At 42.3% G+C, this 15,323-nt stretch carries 17 protein-coding genes and 1 pseudogene; 14 read left to right on the top strand and 4 right to left on the bottom strand.

Annotated elements, in window-relative coordinates; all coding sequences use genetic code 11:
- Together OS173_RS10675 and OS173_RS10670 are read left to right on the top strand one after the other, a co-directional pair.
- A pseudogene (locus OS173_RS10675) lies at positions 1 to 127 on the top strand (IS982 family transposase); the annotation flags it as partial.
- Positions 128 to 255: 128 nt separating this feature from the next.
- Positions 256 to 723 (top strand): hypothetical protein, encoded by a 468-nt coding sequence (locus OS173_RS10670; RefSeq protein WP_267184275.1) that lies wholly within the window; start codon positions 256 to 258, stop codon positions 721 to 723.
- On the opposite strand, the gene OS173_RS10665 is transcribed toward OS173_RS10670, so the two are convergent.
- Positions 724 to 1,986 (bottom strand): Y-family DNA polymerase, encoded by a 1,263-nt coding sequence (locus OS173_RS10665; protein ID WP_267184274.1) that lies wholly within the window; start codon positions 1,984 to 1,986, stop codon positions 724 to 726.
- A 24-nt stretch (positions 1,987 to 2,010) separates the two neighbouring features.
- Positions 2,011 to 2,430, bottom strand: coding sequence for a LexA family protein (locus tag OS173_RS10660; protein ID WP_267184273.1), 420 nt, complete (start codon positions 2,428 to 2,430; stop codon positions 2,011 to 2,013).
- A gap of 258 nt (positions 2,431 to 2,688) precedes the next feature.
- Between OS173_RS10660 and OS173_RS10655 the strand changes: the two genes are divergently transcribed.
- From OS173_RS10655 to OS173_RS10620, 8 genes are all read left to right on the top strand, one after another.
- Positions 2,689 to 2,907, top strand: coding sequence for a hypervirulence associated TUDOR domain-containing protein (locus OS173_RS10655; RefSeq protein ID WP_267184272.1), 219 nt, complete (start codon positions 2,689 to 2,691; stop codon positions 2,905 to 2,907).
- A 3-nt stretch (positions 2,908 to 2,910) separates the two neighbouring features.
- Positions 2,911 to 3,441, top strand: a complete 531-nt coding sequence (locus tag OS173_RS10650) for a DUF488 domain-containing protein (RefSeq protein ID WP_267184271.1) — start codon at positions 2,911 to 2,913, stop codon at positions 3,439 to 3,441.
- Positions 3,442 to 3,542: 101 nt separating this feature from the next.
- Complete coding sequence (locus OS173_RS10645; protein ID WP_267184270.1) at positions 3,543 to 3,767, top strand: addiction module protein; 225 nt, start codon at positions 3,543 to 3,545, stop codon at positions 3,765 to 3,767.
- A gap of 169 nt (positions 3,768 to 3,936) precedes the next feature.
- Complete coding sequence (locus OS173_RS10640; RefSeq protein WP_267184269.1) at positions 3,937 to 4,254, top strand: hypothetical protein; 318 nt, start codon at positions 3,937 to 3,939, stop codon at positions 4,252 to 4,254.
- Between the two features lie 7 nt (positions 4,255 to 4,261).
- Positions 4,262 to 4,507 carry a serine protease gene (locus OS173_RS10635; protein WP_267184268.1) on the top strand — a complete coding sequence of 82 codons (246 nt, stop codon included), beginning with the start codon at positions 4,262 to 4,264 and terminating at the stop codon, positions 4,505 to 4,507.
- Positions 4,508 to 4,581: 74 nt separating this feature from the next.
- On the top strand, positions 4,582 to 6,702 hold the full coding sequence (pta, locus tag OS173_RS10630) for a phosphate acetyltransferase (protein ID WP_267184267.1): 2,121 nt from the start codon (positions 4,582 to 4,584) through the stop codon (positions 6,700 to 6,702).
- Positions 6,699 to 7,883 carry an acetate/propionate family kinase gene (locus tag OS173_RS10625; RefSeq protein ID WP_267184266.1) on the top strand — a complete coding sequence of 395 codons (1,185 nt, stop codon included), beginning with the start codon at positions 6,699 to 6,701 and terminating at the stop codon, positions 7,881 to 7,883. Before pta ends, OS173_RS10625 begins: the two co-directional genes overlap by 4 nt.
- A gap of 74 nt (positions 7,884 to 7,957) precedes the next feature.
- Entirely contained in the window at positions 7,958 to 8,611 is a 654-nt protein-coding gene (locus OS173_RS10620; RefSeq protein ID WP_267184265.1) for a peroxiredoxin, read from the top strand.
- Positions 8,612 to 8,708: 97 nt separating this feature from the next.
- Here the strand turns inward: OS173_RS10620 and OS173_RS10615 are convergent, their stop codons facing one another.
- The gene (locus tag OS173_RS10615) at positions 8,709 to 10,745 is read right to left on the bottom strand and encodes a winged helix-turn-helix domain-containing protein (RefSeq protein ID WP_267184264.1); all 2,037 of its coding nucleotides are present in this window, start codon (positions 10,743 to 10,745) and stop codon (positions 8,709 to 8,711) included.
- 90 nt (positions 10,746 to 10,835) lie between these two features.
- On the opposite strand from OS173_RS10615, the gene OS173_RS10610 reads away from it, so the two are divergent.
- Complete coding sequence (locus OS173_RS10610; RefSeq protein ID WP_267184263.1) at positions 10,836 to 12,164, top strand: NHL repeat-containing protein; 1,329 nt, start codon at positions 10,836 to 10,838, stop codon at positions 12,162 to 12,164.
- An 84-nt stretch (positions 12,165 to 12,248) separates the two neighbouring features.
- Here OS173_RS10610 and OS173_RS10605 read toward each other — a convergent pair whose 3' ends face one another.
- Positions 12,249 to 12,737, bottom strand: coding sequence for a hypothetical protein (locus tag OS173_RS10605; protein ID WP_267184262.1), 489 nt, complete (start codon positions 12,735 to 12,737; stop codon positions 12,249 to 12,251).
- A 175-nt stretch (positions 12,738 to 12,912) separates the two neighbouring features.
- Between OS173_RS10605 and OS173_RS10600 the strand changes: the two genes are divergently transcribed.
- The 3 genes from OS173_RS10600 to OS173_RS10590 all read left to right on the top strand — a co-directional run bounded on the left by OS173_RS10600 (position 12,913) and on the right by OS173_RS10590 (position 15,321).
- Positions 12,913 to 13,560 carry a hypothetical protein gene (locus OS173_RS10600; RefSeq protein ID WP_267184261.1) on the top strand — a complete coding sequence of 216 codons (648 nt, stop codon included), beginning with the start codon at positions 12,913 to 12,915 and terminating at the stop codon, positions 13,558 to 13,560.
- 89 nt (positions 13,561 to 13,649) lie between these two features.
- Positions 13,650 to 13,940: a DUF1330 domain-containing protein gene (locus OS173_RS10595; RefSeq protein WP_267184260.1), complete on the top strand. Its 291-nt coding sequence runs from the start codon at positions 13,650 to 13,652 to the stop codon at positions 13,938 to 13,940.
- Positions 13,941 to 14,115: 175 nt separating this feature from the next.
- Positions 14,116 to 15,321 (top strand): CynX/NimT family MFS transporter, encoded by a 1,206-nt coding sequence (locus tag OS173_RS10590; protein WP_267184259.1) that lies wholly within the window; start codon positions 14,116 to 14,118, stop codon positions 15,319 to 15,321.
- The last annotated feature ends 2 nt before the right edge of the window (positions 15,322 to 15,323 follow it).

Below are 15,323 nucleotides of genomic sequence, written 5' to 3'. Positions count from 1 at the left end.
CTATGCAAAAACATTTAAAGGGTTCGCCACCAGAATCATGGCAAAAATCACTGCACTGACCATAATTCAATGGATAAATTATTTGGAAAACAGGAATATTAACAACCTAAAAATCAAGATCGCCTAAATGCACCACGGGTTAAGCATAACAAAACTTCTGTCATGAAATTGGTATATTGAAAACAATGACTTTTGTCGCATGTGGCTGCCATGTTTTGGGTTTATAATGTTGGGGTTCCCTGCAGGTACCTCATTATGGCCGAACAAGTCAAATCTAAACAAATCGAATCTAAAAATACGTCCAATCATCAGCGCAATGAAGTGATTCATGACACCGTGGTATTGCAGTTAAAACTCATTGTTGATGGTTTCCGGGATTTGGTGCTGCTACCGGTGTGTTTGGGTGCCGGTATTTGGGGCTTGATTCGGCATCAGAAGAATCCGGGACGCTATCTCTATCGGGTACTTAGCTACGGTAGGTTGTCAGAAAAATGGATTGGTCTGTTTGATGAGGCGGACAAAGATATCTACGAGCCGCTTGATTATAAAGACAAGAAGTTAAACGATATCCTGCAAAAAACCCAGGATGTGTTTGAGTCCAAATACGTTGATCCGGCGAAAAAAGAGCAGTTACTGGAGAAATTCAATTTAGCTTTGAACGACATTAACGGCAAGCTCAAACCAAAAAGCACCCGAAAAAACCCTGAACCTACTCAAGAGTGATTAGCGTATATTCAACAGATTATCCCAACGGGTGGTAAACTCTTTGGATTTTCGCTCGGACTTCATGGCCCATTGTTGGGTAAAGCCTTCCCGGGCGCTTCTTAATTTACCTTTACCAAAGCGTTCATTGATGTCATCTAAGGTGCGCATCAGTTGGCTGTTTTTCGGGCTGTTGATATCGGGGCTGAATAAGTCGGTTTGCAGCGCGCCTTTGTCCGATAAGTTGGTGAGCATAATGCCGGCTTTTTTATACAGGTAGCCCGGTTTGTAGATTTTTTTCAAAGCGTGACTGGCAGCGGTTAAAAAATGACCGGTAAAATCACTGGCCTGGGGCAGTTGAATGGTGATGGAGTTTGAATACTGTCGATCATTTGGGCAAAAGCGGTTGGTTTTAATAAATACGGTTAAGCATTGTGCCACGGATTCTTGTTGACGCAGGCTGACGCAGGCACGGGTGACGTGATAAGCAACAGCCTGTTTAATTAACTCAAAATCAGAAGATTTGTTGGCAAAAGAGCGGGTGCAAATCAGCTGCTTTTTCTTGTCAGGATCGGCATCAAAATCAATACAGGAAATGCCGCGCAGTTCTAAAATGGTGCGCTCCATCACCACCGAAAAGCGCTTGCGCATGGTTTTAATGTCGGCATTTCTCAGCTCTAAAGCAGTGTCAATGCCCATTTGACGTAATTGTTCGGACAGGCGGCGACCGACACCCCATAGTTCATTGACCGGCAGGTGTTCCAGGGCTTGCTTGATGTAATACTCGTGAGACAGGTTGAGGACACGGCCATCGATATTGAGTTTTTTGGCATAATGATTGGCCACCTTAGCCAGGGTCTTTGATGGCGCCAGGCCGACGCACACCGGTAAGCCCAGCCATTGGTGAATCTGTTTCACCATTTTTTGGCAATGCCGGGTCAGGTTAAGGTGCTCAAAACCCTGAAATTTAATAAATAATTCATCAATACTGTAAATTTCGGTTTGGTCACTGTATTGCTCGACGATATCAGCGACCCGCTGCGACATATCGCCATACAGTACATAGTTGGAGGAAAATACCGCGATGTTATGCTGTTTAACTAAATCCTGAATTTGATGTAAAGGTGCGCCCATTTTAACGCCCAGGTTTTTCACTTCATTAGATCGTGCCACGGCACAACCGTCGTTGTTCGACAAGACAATAACGGGTTTATTCTCCAGCGCCGGATTAAATACCCGTTCGCAGGAGACATAGAAATTATTAACATCACAGAGTGCAATCATGACTTTATTGTAATCACCGAATTATCAAAATTTGCGAACCACCGCCGTGACCACGCCCCAAATGCGCATATCCACTTCACCGCGTAAAGTAATGGGTTTGTAGTCCGGGTTTTCCGGACGCAATTCGATCTTGTCTTTCAGCCACAAGCGTTTCACGGTAAAGTCATTATCAATCACCGCCACCACAATATTATTATGTTTGGGATCCAGTGATCGATCAATAACAATCAAATCGCCTTCAAAAATACCGGCGCCAATCATCGAATCACCTTCCACCTTAGCAAAAAAAGTGGCGGTGTTATTGGCAATTAGATAATCATTTAAATCCAGGGTATCGCCCAGGTATTCGGTGGCTGGTGAGGCAAAACCTGCCGGAATTTTGGCCTCGTAATAAGGCATTTCCCTATGCGACATGGCCGGTTTAATAATGCTTACTCTACTCATTCGCTTATCTCTTGGTGTTTGGGGTTTGTTCTGAATCAGACCGATAACAATAAAACAAAAAAATGCCGTTGTACAGAAAAAGCTTGTTTCTAAAAAAGTTATTGATGGACTGATGGCGGCATCACTAATAACAGAATAGAGTGCCTATAAAATCCATTAGTTTGTTTCGGTTTTAATAAAAATTTAAAGCTTATATAACAGATGCTTACGTATTTTTAGTTAAAATAATTGTATTTTATTTAATGGAGTCAATATCTTATGTCAAAAAAATATAAAGTTGGTGATCATGTTACCTGGAACTCAGAAGCAGGTCGGGTTGGTGGTACTATATGTCAGGTTCACACCCAAGATTTTGACTACAAAGGCCATACCCACCGTGCCTCAGAAGATGAGCCGCAATATGAAATCAAAAGCGATAAAACGGATCACATCGCCGCCCACAAAGGCAGTGCATTAAGAAAAACGCCGAACCAGTAATACATGCCATATCCGTTTTATACCATTGGTCATTCCACGCGGACAATTAATGAGTTTGTGGCTTTGCTGCAGACGGCTGACGTAGAACGGGTGATTGATATTCGCACCATCCCAAAGTCCCGCACCAATCCACAATACAATGAAGATGTCTTGCCTGATAATTTGGCACCGTTTGGTATTGGTTATAAATTAATACCTGAGTTGGGTGGGTTGCGCCATAAAAGTAAAGAAGTCGCCGATGATGTCAATGGTTTTTGGAACAACCAAAGCTTTCATAATTATGCGGATTACGCGTTATCTGATGATTTTCAAAGCGGCTTGGCCGAATTAATCAAACAAGGCCACAAACAGGTATGCGCGATAATGTGTTCAGAAGCGGTCTGGTGGCGCTGTCATCGGCGGATTGTGGCTGATTATTTGTTGGCCCGAGGAGAGCAGGTATTTCATCTGATGGGGCAAGATAAAGTCAATCCGGCAACCTTAACCAGCGGTGCGAAAATCACGGATAATAAGCGGGTTGTTTACCCTACATGAATAAATTTCAATCTTTATTATTAAGGTGATTATTCTATTGTAATCGAGGGAGATATTAATTTTTTGTGGCTGTCTCGAAAGCACAATGCTAATATTTATGAATGGAACCGACTAAGATTAAAAATAAAGTGCTACATTTATCTGTTGATGAACGGGCTAAACTCGCCTGTTTATTATTAGAAAGTTTGGAAGAAATCAGCGATAAAGAGCATGAGTTGCTTTGGGTTGAAGAAGTTGAGCGTCGAGCCAAGCAAATTGATCAAGGAGCCGTGAAGCTCATCACCGCCGAAGAACTTGAGCATCGAATTCAAAGCCATCTGAAATGAACCACCGGCTCCGTCCGCAAGCGGCATTAGAGCACTTAATGGTGGTATCCAAATACTTTTCGTTGCTCATTATCGCAGACGGCCTAATGACTGGTCTGAAAGGAAGTGATTGTTGTTTTACATAAATCATCCCAGGCCATAATAGCTGAAATTAAATTTAACTTAAAAAATGAATCGTTTTATCGTCTTTTTTATGAGTGTAACCATCCTTTTTATTATTGTGTTTGGTTTGCTCATTGTTTACACAACCCAAAATATCGTTTATTCACCTGGGATTGAATCGGAAATGATGGATCAAATGTCCCATCAAGAACTGAGTGAACTCATGCAATCTCGTGGTAAAACTTTAGGGTTTATGGAAAACCTACAGTTTCAAATGGCTACATTGGAATTTTGGTCTCAGGTTTTACTGTTAACTTTCTGGGGGGTGATGGTTTCGACACTTGCTTATGGCATTGCCATGAAGTGGGGGAAAGACCGTGAATAATAAACCCATGAAGACAACCACGCTACTTCTGCTTTTATCCTTTTCTTTTATCAGTGCTTGTTCACAAGAATCAACAGCTGATGGTGGCGAGATGCCCGGCAGTGATCGTGATGCTCATGGCTGTATTGCTTCAGCCGGTTACAGCTGGTGTCCGCGGACTGAACAGTGCGAACGGCCCTGGGAGTTGGCTGAGCAATATGGTTTTGAGGATACTGAGAAAGCCTATCGGGACTTCTGCAGTCAGAACGATTAAGAAACCACCTAATCAGTCAATCGTTTAGTTTAAAATTAGTTACAATAGGATAATAATAAATTTGAGTTCTTTTTATGACCCATAAAACCACCAATAAAGCTGTTTATATTGCCACCACTGAATCCAACAGCGGTAAATCCATTGTATCGCTGGGGCTGATGCAGGCGCTGTTAGGGAAGGTGGCAAAGGTCGGTTATTTCCGACCCATCATTGATGATCTGGCGCCCGGTAAAACCGATAACCACATTCATACGGTCATCAGTCACTTTAACCTCAATTTAGCGTTTGATGAGGCGTTTGCTTATCATCGCAGTGAGGTGGTTCGGTTACTTAATGATGATAAAAAAGATGAGCTTATCCGGCGCATTATTGAACACTACAAGGTTCTGGAAGAACGCTTTGATTTTATACTGGTGGAAGGTACCAGCTTTTCTGCCACCGCCTCCATTAATGAGTTTGATATTAATGTACTGATTGCCCAAAATCTAGGGGTGCCGGCGATTGTTTTGGCCAATGCCCAAGACCGTTCCTTAAGTCAATTGGCGGGTCATTTACATATGGCTCACGATTCGTTCCGGGAAAAAGGTGTCGAGGTATTGGCGGCCATTGCCAATAAGGTCACCTCCGATAAATTGTCTGAGGTGGTGAGCGCATTAAAACAACAGTTACCCAAATCAGTGATGGTTAGTGCCATTCCTTTAAATCCGGTGCTGGCCAACCCATCGGTTAAGGAAATTGTTGCTGAACTGGACGCTGAGATTCTTTTTGGCGGTGATTATATCAATAACCGAGCCGGGCACTTTAGTGTTGGTGCCATGCAACTGCGTAATTATTTACCGCTGATTCAAGACCATGAACTGGTGATTACGCCCGGCGATCGTTCGGGTGTTATTTTGGGTGTGTTACAAGCCAATGTGTCGGCCAATTATCCGCCGATTTCAGGCATTGTATTAACCGGTGGCTTGGTGCCGGATGATTCCATTATTAAACTGATTGAGGGTCTTTCTGAGATTGTGCCGATTATTTCTGTGCAAACGGGTACATTTTCAACGGCCAATCGCATTGGTGCCATTAAGTCGCAAATCTACGCCGAGAACACCGATAAAATCCTTGCCTCGATTAATGACTTTGAACAGTATGTGCAGATCGATGAGTTACTGCATCGCTTAATTACGTTTAAAAGCAAAGGCATCACGCCGAGAATGTTTCAGTATAACTTGCTGAAGAAGGCTAAATTGGCCAAAAAACACATCGTCTTACCGGAAGGCACCGATGCGCGAATTTTAATGGCCGCTAAGCGGTTGCTTGATTTGGATGTGGTAAAGGTAACTTTATTAGGACATCGAGAAAAAATTAAAGAGCAGTTGAGGCTCAATGAAATCGATTTAAATCTCGATCATCTTACGGTGATAAACCCACAACAATCCGACCGATTTGATGATTATGCTGAGACCTTGTATGAATTGCGAAAGCATAAAAACGTCAACTTGGCGATTGCCCGAGATCTGATGGAAGGGGTGTCTTATTTCGGTACCATGATGGTGTACAAAGGCCATGCCGATGGTATGGTGTCCGGTGCCGCCCATACCACCCAGCACACCATTCTGCCGGCGTTTCAGTTTATTAAAACCAAACCCGATACCAAGCTGGTGTCATCGATATTTTTTATGCTGTTAGAGGACCGCGTTTCGGTTTATGGTGACTGTGCGATTAATCCGAATCCCACGGCGGAAGAATTGGCGGAAATTGCCATATCTTCTGCCGCCACTGCCAAAGCCTTTGATATTGAGCCGAAAGTGGCCATGTTATCGTATTCTTCCGGTGCTTCCGGTGTGGGCGAGGATGTCGAGCGGGTCCGGCAAGCCACCGGTATTGTGAAACAAAAACGTCCGGATTTAAAAGTCATGGGGCCGATTCAGTATGATGCGGCGGTTGATATTAAAGTGGGGAAATTAAAAATGCCGGAATCTGAAATCGCCGGACAGGCCAATGTCTTTATTTTCCCCGATTTAAACACCGGCAACAACACCTATAAAGCGGTACAACGTGAAACCAAAGCCCTGGCCATTGGTCCGATTTTACAAGGTCTAAAAAAACCGGTGAATGATTTAAGCCGCGGTTGTACTGTGGACGATGTCTTTAACACCGTCGTAGTCACCGCCATTCAGGCCCAAGAAGATGGGTCGCAAGTATGAAAATATTGGTGATTAATTCCGGCAGTTCATCCATCAAGTTCCAGTTATTACAGATGCCGGCAGAACAATTACTTTGCAAAGGCATGGCAGATCGTATCGGTGGACAGGATAGCCAACTCAGTTATAAAACAGAGACAGCAAATATCCAAGAAACTCTGGCAATAGAGAATCATAAGCAAGGCTTACAGAAAATCGTTGAATTGTTACTGGATAAAGAGGTCGGGGTTATTGGTGATAAGTCCGAAATAACTGCTGTTGGCCATCGTGTGGTACAAGGCGGGCAGTTGTTTTCCGAAACCACCCTAATTACTGACCGGGTGAAACAGGAAATTCAAGCGTTCGCTGATTTGGCACCGTTACACAACCCGCCTAATTATGAAGGCATTTTGGTCTCTGAGCAGCTGTTTCCGGCGGCCCGGCAAGTGGCGGTGTTTGATACCGCTTTCCATCAAACCATACCGGAGATTGCCAACCAATATGCCATCCCCAAAAAGCTCTATTTAGAATACGGTATTCAAGTCTATGGTTTTCATGGGGTGAGTCATCAGTATGTATCACAACAGGCGATTAAGTATTTGGCGCTTAGAAAATCGAAAATTATTACCCTACATTTAGGCAATGGTTGCAGCATGACAGCGGTTAAAGACGGTCAAAGCATCGATCACAGCATGGGTTTTACGCCATCCAACGGTCTTATTATGGGCTCGCGCAGTGGTGATATTGATCATGGCATTATTTTTCATTTGGTGGATAAACTCGGCTATGATCTGGATAAAGTGAATACGCTTTTAAATAAAGAAAGCGGCTTATTGGGATTGACCGGCTTCCGTGATTTAAGAGACATTGAAGCACAGGCTGAGCAAGGTAATGCAGATTGTCGGCTGGCCTTAGATATGAGTGCTTATCGCATTAAAAAATACATCGGCGCCTATGCAGCTGTTATGAATGGTCTGGATGCCATTGTCTTTACCGCCGGTATTGGCGAAAATTCCCGCTTGATGCGCGCATTGGTGTGTGCAGACATGGATTTCTTGGGTATTGATTTAGATGAAACTAAAAATGCGCATAACGCAGAAGCCATTCAAGAAATAAATACACCGTCATCAAAGGTCAAGGTATTGGTTATTCCCACTAAAGAAGAACTGGAAATTGCCAGGCAAGCCCACAAATTGCTCTCTTAACATTAAGTTTTGTTGATATAGTGTTAGAAAAAGTGTATAATTGTTAATTAAAGTAATTAAACCAAGGAGTATTTATGACCATTCGTATTAATGACACTGCCCCGAACTTTACCACTGATTCCACCGCAGGTGAGTTGACCCTTCACGATTGGGTGGGTGACAATTATGCCATTTTATTTTCTCACCCAAAGGACTTTACACCCGTTTGTACCACTGAATTTGGTGCCGTTGCCAGGCTGGTGCCGGAATTCAAGAAACGCAACACCAAAGTCATGGGTGTTTCAGTAGACAGCGTCGAAGAGCATCATAAATGGATGCGTGATATTGAAGCCTTCGCCGGTGCCCCGGCAGATTTCCCGATTATTGACGACACTTCATTACAGGTGGCCAAATTATATGACATGTTACCCGCTGAATCAGTTTTACCCGATGGTCGCACTGCGGCTGACAGCGCCACGGTGAGAACAGTGTTCATTATTGGGCCGGATAAAAAAATTCGTCTGACCATGTCTTACCCGATGTCTGTGGGGCGCAACTTTGCGGAAATTATTCGGGCTTTGGATGCCATTCAGGCCACTGATGGCAAACCGCTTGCCACACCGGCCGATTGGCGACCCGGTGAAGATGTCATAGTCGGTTTAGACTTGAACGATGAGCAGGCCAAAGATAAATTTGGTGAGATTGATATTAAATTGCCTTATCTGCGATTTACCAAAGCGCCCAAATAATAAATCCAATCTGAGCTGATTTCTTTCGGCTTAAGACGACAGAGGTATTCAAGCCGCAAGGGCTGTCAAAGAATACCTCTGTTTAATGTTCTAATAATCAATGCTTTAGTTGTGAAATGAAAATATCGGATTCAGCACGGTCTGTGCGGGTGATAAGGATTTTGTTTTCTTCAGTGTTCACACTCAATGCCGGCCCAACTGAATAGGGTCGATGGCTGGTGATGTATTCTTGTCGACCCGTCGCCAAGTTATACCGCCAAATCCCGGCCTGCTTACCACCTTGACTGTAATAAACAGATTGATTGACAGCGGTCCATAAATTCAATGCTTTACGATCAAAATCAGGAATAAGCGTGGTCTCGATTGATGATGTGCGGTTATAGTGAAAAAGTCCATCTTGGTTGGATTTTGAATAAACCAGGTCACCGTCAGATAACACCATAAAACGACTGACAGACTCTATGGGCAGTACGTTCTTTACGCCATCGATTGAATGAATAATGCGGTCTTTATTGTCTTCAGATTTTGACAGTGAAAAATAATTTTCGCCAATGAAAGCAGTGCTGATGTGACTTTCGATAAATGGAGATGAGCTGACTTGTTGGGTTGTTAAATCATAGATCACTGTACTGTAGCCTTGATCGTTGTTAATGGTTATGCTGACAAACTTTCCGTCCTTACTCCATATAGGTCGGGTTAATTTAGCACCAGGGATACTCAATAATAACTGCTCACTGGCCGTGTTAAAGTCATATAACCAAATTGAGCCGGTATCTTGTCGGTTACTGGAAAAGACAAACTGATCAGAGGCGGGTGAAAATGAGGGGTTGTTATCGTATTTTGTGGAATGCACAATCCGCTCCAGTTGGTCAGATTGCATATCATATAACCAAATATTGGCTTCGTAATTCACTTCTTGAAAGGCCATTTGACTGCGCGCCAGGTCGAAGGATGGATGTTGAGCACCATATGCACCCAGTAATTGAGTCGATTTATCCAGAATATTAATCAACCATAATTGCCGACTACCATTTAAGTCTGAGTCAAAAACCAGGTGCTCAGAATCATACCAGTCGTGACTCACTGTATAATGTTTATTGTTGGTGAGTGCAGATTCTTCTCCAGTCTTTAAATTTTTCAACCATAAATTTCGAACACTATAATTGCCCCGTGAAAAACTTAACCACTGACCATCGGGGCTTATTTTAGGCGACCAATCTAAGTCGTTTAAGCTATCAGGGGCAGTGATTGTCAGGTTTTTATTTGTGTCTATATCAATGGCTTGAATGCCTACGCTTTTATTGTTTGGAGCCGAATAGTAAATGGCATGGTCATTTCTATGCCAATCGATGGTTCGTGATTCAGCATTGTAATGACAGCTGGCTAAATCTGTAAATTGTTGCTCAATTAAGTGGTACCGCTTAAGCCTACAGCCATCCTCGTTTCGAGCTGTCATAACCACACTTTGCCTGTCTGATATGATAATGGGCGAAGCTAGGTCATATCCTGCTAAACGAATTGTTTGTTTATTGTTTGTGGTCTCAAGTGATTCGATGACTATCTCTCTGTTGTTGGAACCTTGTTTCACGTAAAGAATGTGCTGTCCGTCATCACTGAGAATACTTTGATGTTCCATGCCGGGTTGAAAAGTCACTCTTTTGGCATTCGTTACTGCATTTTGTAATTGGTTTACGGACGTATTTTTATTATTAATTACGATGACCGCAACAAGCAACATTAAGAAAAATAAGGTCACAAACTGCAACCTGCGATTTTGAGTCTTCTTGGTTTTAATGGTCTCAACTTCTGTCACAAACTGATAGCCTTTTTTTGGGCGTGTTTTTATGTATTTGGCTTGACTGGCAGAATCGCCCAATAATTTTCGTAATTCTGCGATGGTTCTTGATAAGGCATCTTCATTCACGATTCGGTCTGACCAGACTGCATCCAGAAACGCTTGTCTGGATATCACTTGAGGCGCAGAAGTTACAAGCATTTTTAGCACTAAATTTGGTTGCGGTGCAAGCCGATGCTCAGTGCGACCCTTTTTCAGTACACCCGTTTCCGGGCAATAAATCCACGAATTAAATGTCAGCATTTCATGGGTTTTATGTTGAGTGTGGTGGCTATTCATGGGTGTTTGTACACAAAAGGAAGTTTTCCGAAGGTTTTTTATGGCTTAAAAGCTTAATTTGCAAATCTTTTTAAACACGAGGAAATTTTTATGAGAACATTTTTTTTAGTATTAATAATGATTATAACTGCACCATCAATTCAAGCACAAGACATTGGGGATCCGAATTGTGATTCCCTGTTGTTGGTGAGCAGTTGGTTTAGTAACAGTGTAAAAATTTATGATGGTTGTAGTGGTGATTATATTCGTAATTTATCTGATACAGGTGTCTTAAAAGGCCCGCAAACGATTTTTCAAGATCAAAATGGTGATGTTATTGTGGTCAGCGAATCCAGCCATAAACTGGTTAAATTTGACAGAGATAGTTTGTCGAATCCAACCACAGTGCTTAATCCTGGTGTTATGGAGAATCCAATTACGGTGGTGAAAAAAACTGACGAAAGTATTTATTTGGGTAGTTATTCAAGTAATGAGGTTATTGAAGTGAACACCGCCACTTGGAAAAAGGTGAAGACAATATTACCGGCCAATAATGGTTTGGTCAAAGGCATTGATATTGGTATGGCGATGGGTCCGGATGGCTTTCTCTATGTTCCCGGTTATGATTCGGACAGTATATTAAGGGTGAATCCAAACACCGGTGTGAGCAGCACTTTTGTACCTTCTGGTGATCATGGTCTGGATCGTCCAAGAAGTATTCTATTTGCTAATAACATGATGCTGGTAACAGCATGGGGAAATCAAGCCATCCTGCAATATAATCTACAAGGCCAATTCCAAAAAACAGTTTCTTATATGGGAGGAGCGGCCGGTATGGTTAAAGATGGTGCGAATCATATGCTGGTGACCAGCGACAGCTTAAATACAGTTCGACGTTATGATCTTTCTGATTTTAGTCATGAAACAATTGTTACGAGTGGAAATAGTGGCCTAAGAGGTGCGACTTTTGTTTTTAGGTTAAAGAAACAATCAATGATACAAGAGGTAGAGAATATGCGTCAAGCCTGGGTAACCGGCGTTGGTGATATCACTGGTAATCAAATTAGAGTCACCGAGTTTACAGCCACTTTAGGTGGTGCATTTGGCGACGATTTTAATCCCGATGATATTGAATTGGTACAGTGGGGTGAACTGATGATTGATTTCAATGACTGTCATGAGGCGGATATGATTTATGCCTCAAATCTATCAACGGGTGGTACGGCGTTTGGTGCCGGTGGATATACCGTTAACCGATTGGCCATGAATCCCGGCGGTTTAGCCTGTGAGGCTGTGGGATTTCAGAATGTTAATGATAATAAATGGATGGCGGGTTCGTTTTATGGTGGTGCCGAACGTAATGGTGAGGGCTTTACCATTGATGTCCTTGAAAATAACCGAGCCATTGTGACCTGGTTTACTTATTTGCCGGTCGAATAATTATGTTGACTTGGTGATGTTGAAATAAAAATATCAGCCAATCAATGAACTGATTTAACGTTTATTGATTGGCTTTGATGTCGCTTAAAACTGATAACCTACACCCAACAGTACACCTTGTTTTCCAAGTAAAAATAAATCAACACCCCATTGGTTTTTTTGGTAGCCGATGCCCGGTACGATAACAGGTGCCACACCTAATTCCTCATTCAACAGTAAATTGTCTTTGTATTCGCCTTTGTAGCCGTGTATCAAACCGGCGGTCAATTGGGCGCGAAGTCCGGGGTAAGTGCTATCGAGGTTAAACATTTTGCCGTAGAACAGGTATTGGGAGAATTGGTCAAACGAGTTATTGAACAAGGCCAGACCGTATAAGTGATTATTGGGTTTAATAACCTCTAAACTGACTAACCATGCACCGCCTGAATAGGTGTCTTTATTGTTAAAGTGGGTATAGGTCCCAGCCCACAAATAAAGACTGTCCTTTTCGACATCATATAACTTCCAAGCACTCGCTTTGTCGGGAATGAGGAAACTGGTTAATAACAGTGAAATGATAAAAAGACGATGCATTTTGTTTTTATTGCAAATAAGGCATTATAATCGTGGAGAGAAATCAATTGTGTGCTTAAAAACACAAAATATTGAATGGTGTTGTCATCTGTATCAGTTGTTTATTTGAAATTTGGCCATTAACTTGAGTGCTGATGATTAAAGTGAAACTACTTATAAGGTTTTAATTTTAATAATGGGAATTACATATATATTCGTTTTTTTACTCACTTTTTGGGCCATCATAAACTACAGCTATTATCAGTCTGTACGGCACCTTTCTAACGCTCAAAAATTATTGGAAGAAGTTGAACTCATTAACGATCAAAATTTTATAAAAGCGCACAAAACATTCTCAGATTGGTGCCTTAGTAATGGTTTTGAACATAATAAATACTTTTTATTTCATGGTGTAATTAATGGGCCTGCTCTTATGTGTTCTGCCTGGTGGTCAGATTCAACTAAAACGTGGGCGCTGTTATACGTTTCAAAAATAAAAAATAATATTGATTTTTGTACTATTTTTGAAAACAACATTGATTTAACAACGGCATCATCTAAAGACGCACTGAGCCTTCCGAAGCCACCTGACTCTTATATTCAATCGTTCACTAAAATCAGTCATGATGACCAATATACGTATCATAAAGATGTCGTTAGTGACATTGGACAAGCGCATCAGGTTTCTGTAAATGCTGAAAAGCAGGATTTATTTATGTTAATTACTGAATCGATTGCTAGACAAAGGGATTATATAAAAACATTACCATTTTGGTATCTACGAGGCACTTACTGGTATTTTGCTTCACGTAACTTAAATGTTAACAATAGAGTGCAACTTTAAATATCCAACTTGAATTTATTTAATGCATATTATTTACTAACGTATAACTCCTACCGCATCCTATGGGGCGTGGGTAAAAGAGAATCACTATGAGCGCATTTTTAATTGTTGATACTAAAATAAAGAATGACAAAGCTTATGAGGACTATAAAAAACAGGCCAAGCCCATCGCCGAAAAGTTCGGTGGGGTTTATCGTGCCCGAGGCGGTAACATGGATGTCAGAGAGACAGATTTGTGGTCACCAACGCGGGTGGTCATTATTGAATTCCCAGATTTTAAAAGTGCCCAAGCGTTTGTAGATTCTGACGAATATGCACCGATTAAATCAATTCGTTTGCAACATGCCGATTGTACATCTTTTATTGTTGATGGCGGTTAGGAACGAATTTTAATGTTATAGATGTGTTCAGCCAGCTCATTGAGTTAATTCGATTATGGTCAATCGTGCGCTTCTTCATTCATGTTAAGATAAGTCGATACAGTGAAGGTATCTTAATAAAGACTGATGCCTCGGGATCATGGATCTACTCTTAATGCTGACAAAAATAATAAAAATGCCTTCTAAACCACCCGAAAAAATCTTTAAACCCGGTCAATTGTTATTGATTATCGGTATTCTCTTTATCGCCATCAATCTGCGTCCGGCTTTAGCTGCTGTCGGTCCGTTGATTGATGATATTCGGATGGCGACGGGGTTGTCTAATTTTATGTTGGGCTTACTCACGACTCTGCCGTTGTTGTGTTTTGGTGTGGTGTCGATTTTATCGCCTTTGTTTACACAGCGGTTTGGTATTGGCGGCACCTTATTGGGTGCCATGCTGGTATTAACAGCTGGTATCGGTATTCGCTCAATTGACTGGATTCCGGCGCTCTATATCGGTACTTTAATGCTGGGTATGGCGATTGCATTGGGTAATGTATTATTGCCGAGTTTAACTAAGCGTAATTTTTCCAAAAAATCAGGGCTTGTGACCAGTTTGTATTCAGCCATGATGGCCGTTGGTGCGGCTTTAGCGGCAGGCCTCAGTGTGCCCTTGGCGCATGATCTTAATCTCGGCTGGCGTGGTTCTTTGGGGGTTTGGGGGCTGGTTTCTTTGTTGGCTTTTTTTGTTTGGCTACCGCAATATTTCAGACTTAAAAAATCGGCCACTAAGCGCCGTTTTATGGCCGCCATGAAGCACATGGGGCAATCGTTAAAAGCCTGGGAAGTGGCCTTGTTTATGGGACTGCAATCACTGACCTTTTATGTCATTCTGGCCTGGTTGCCGGCGATTTTATTGAGCCGTGGTTATGATCCTGAGTTTTCCGGCTGGATGTTGTCTCTGTCACAAGCCATGGGTATTTTCGGTTCTTTGCTGGTGCCTTATTTGGCCGGTAAAACCCAGGATCAGCGACTCATTATTGCCATACTGATTGGCATAGAAAGCATTGGCATTATTGGTTTATTGTTTCCGCAACTGGGCCCGGTGGCGATATGGGTTTCTTTGATTGGCCTGGTTTTGGGTGGTACCTTCGGCTTGGCTTTGTTACTGATTGTGCTGCGTTCTACTGATACAGAAAGCGCCACAGAATTATCCGGCATGGCGCAATCCATTGGTTATACGGTAGCAGCCATTGGGCCGGTTTTGTTCGGCAGCTTATTCGACCTCAGCGGCGGCTGGTCAGTCCCCATTGCCATGTTGCTTGTGGTTGGATTTTTGAAACTCCTGGTGGGCTTAGGTGCCGGTAAGCCCGGTAAAGTTAAACCAATCAATATGTAATA

This window comes from Marinicella gelatinilytica (assembly GCF_026410405.1).
GTDB lineage: Bacteria > Pseudomonadota > Gammaproteobacteria > Xanthomonadales > Marinicellaceae > Marinicella > Marinicella gelatinilytica.
Note: the sequence above shows the minus strand (reverse complement) of the source record. Positions and strands in the feature narration are given on the sequence as shown.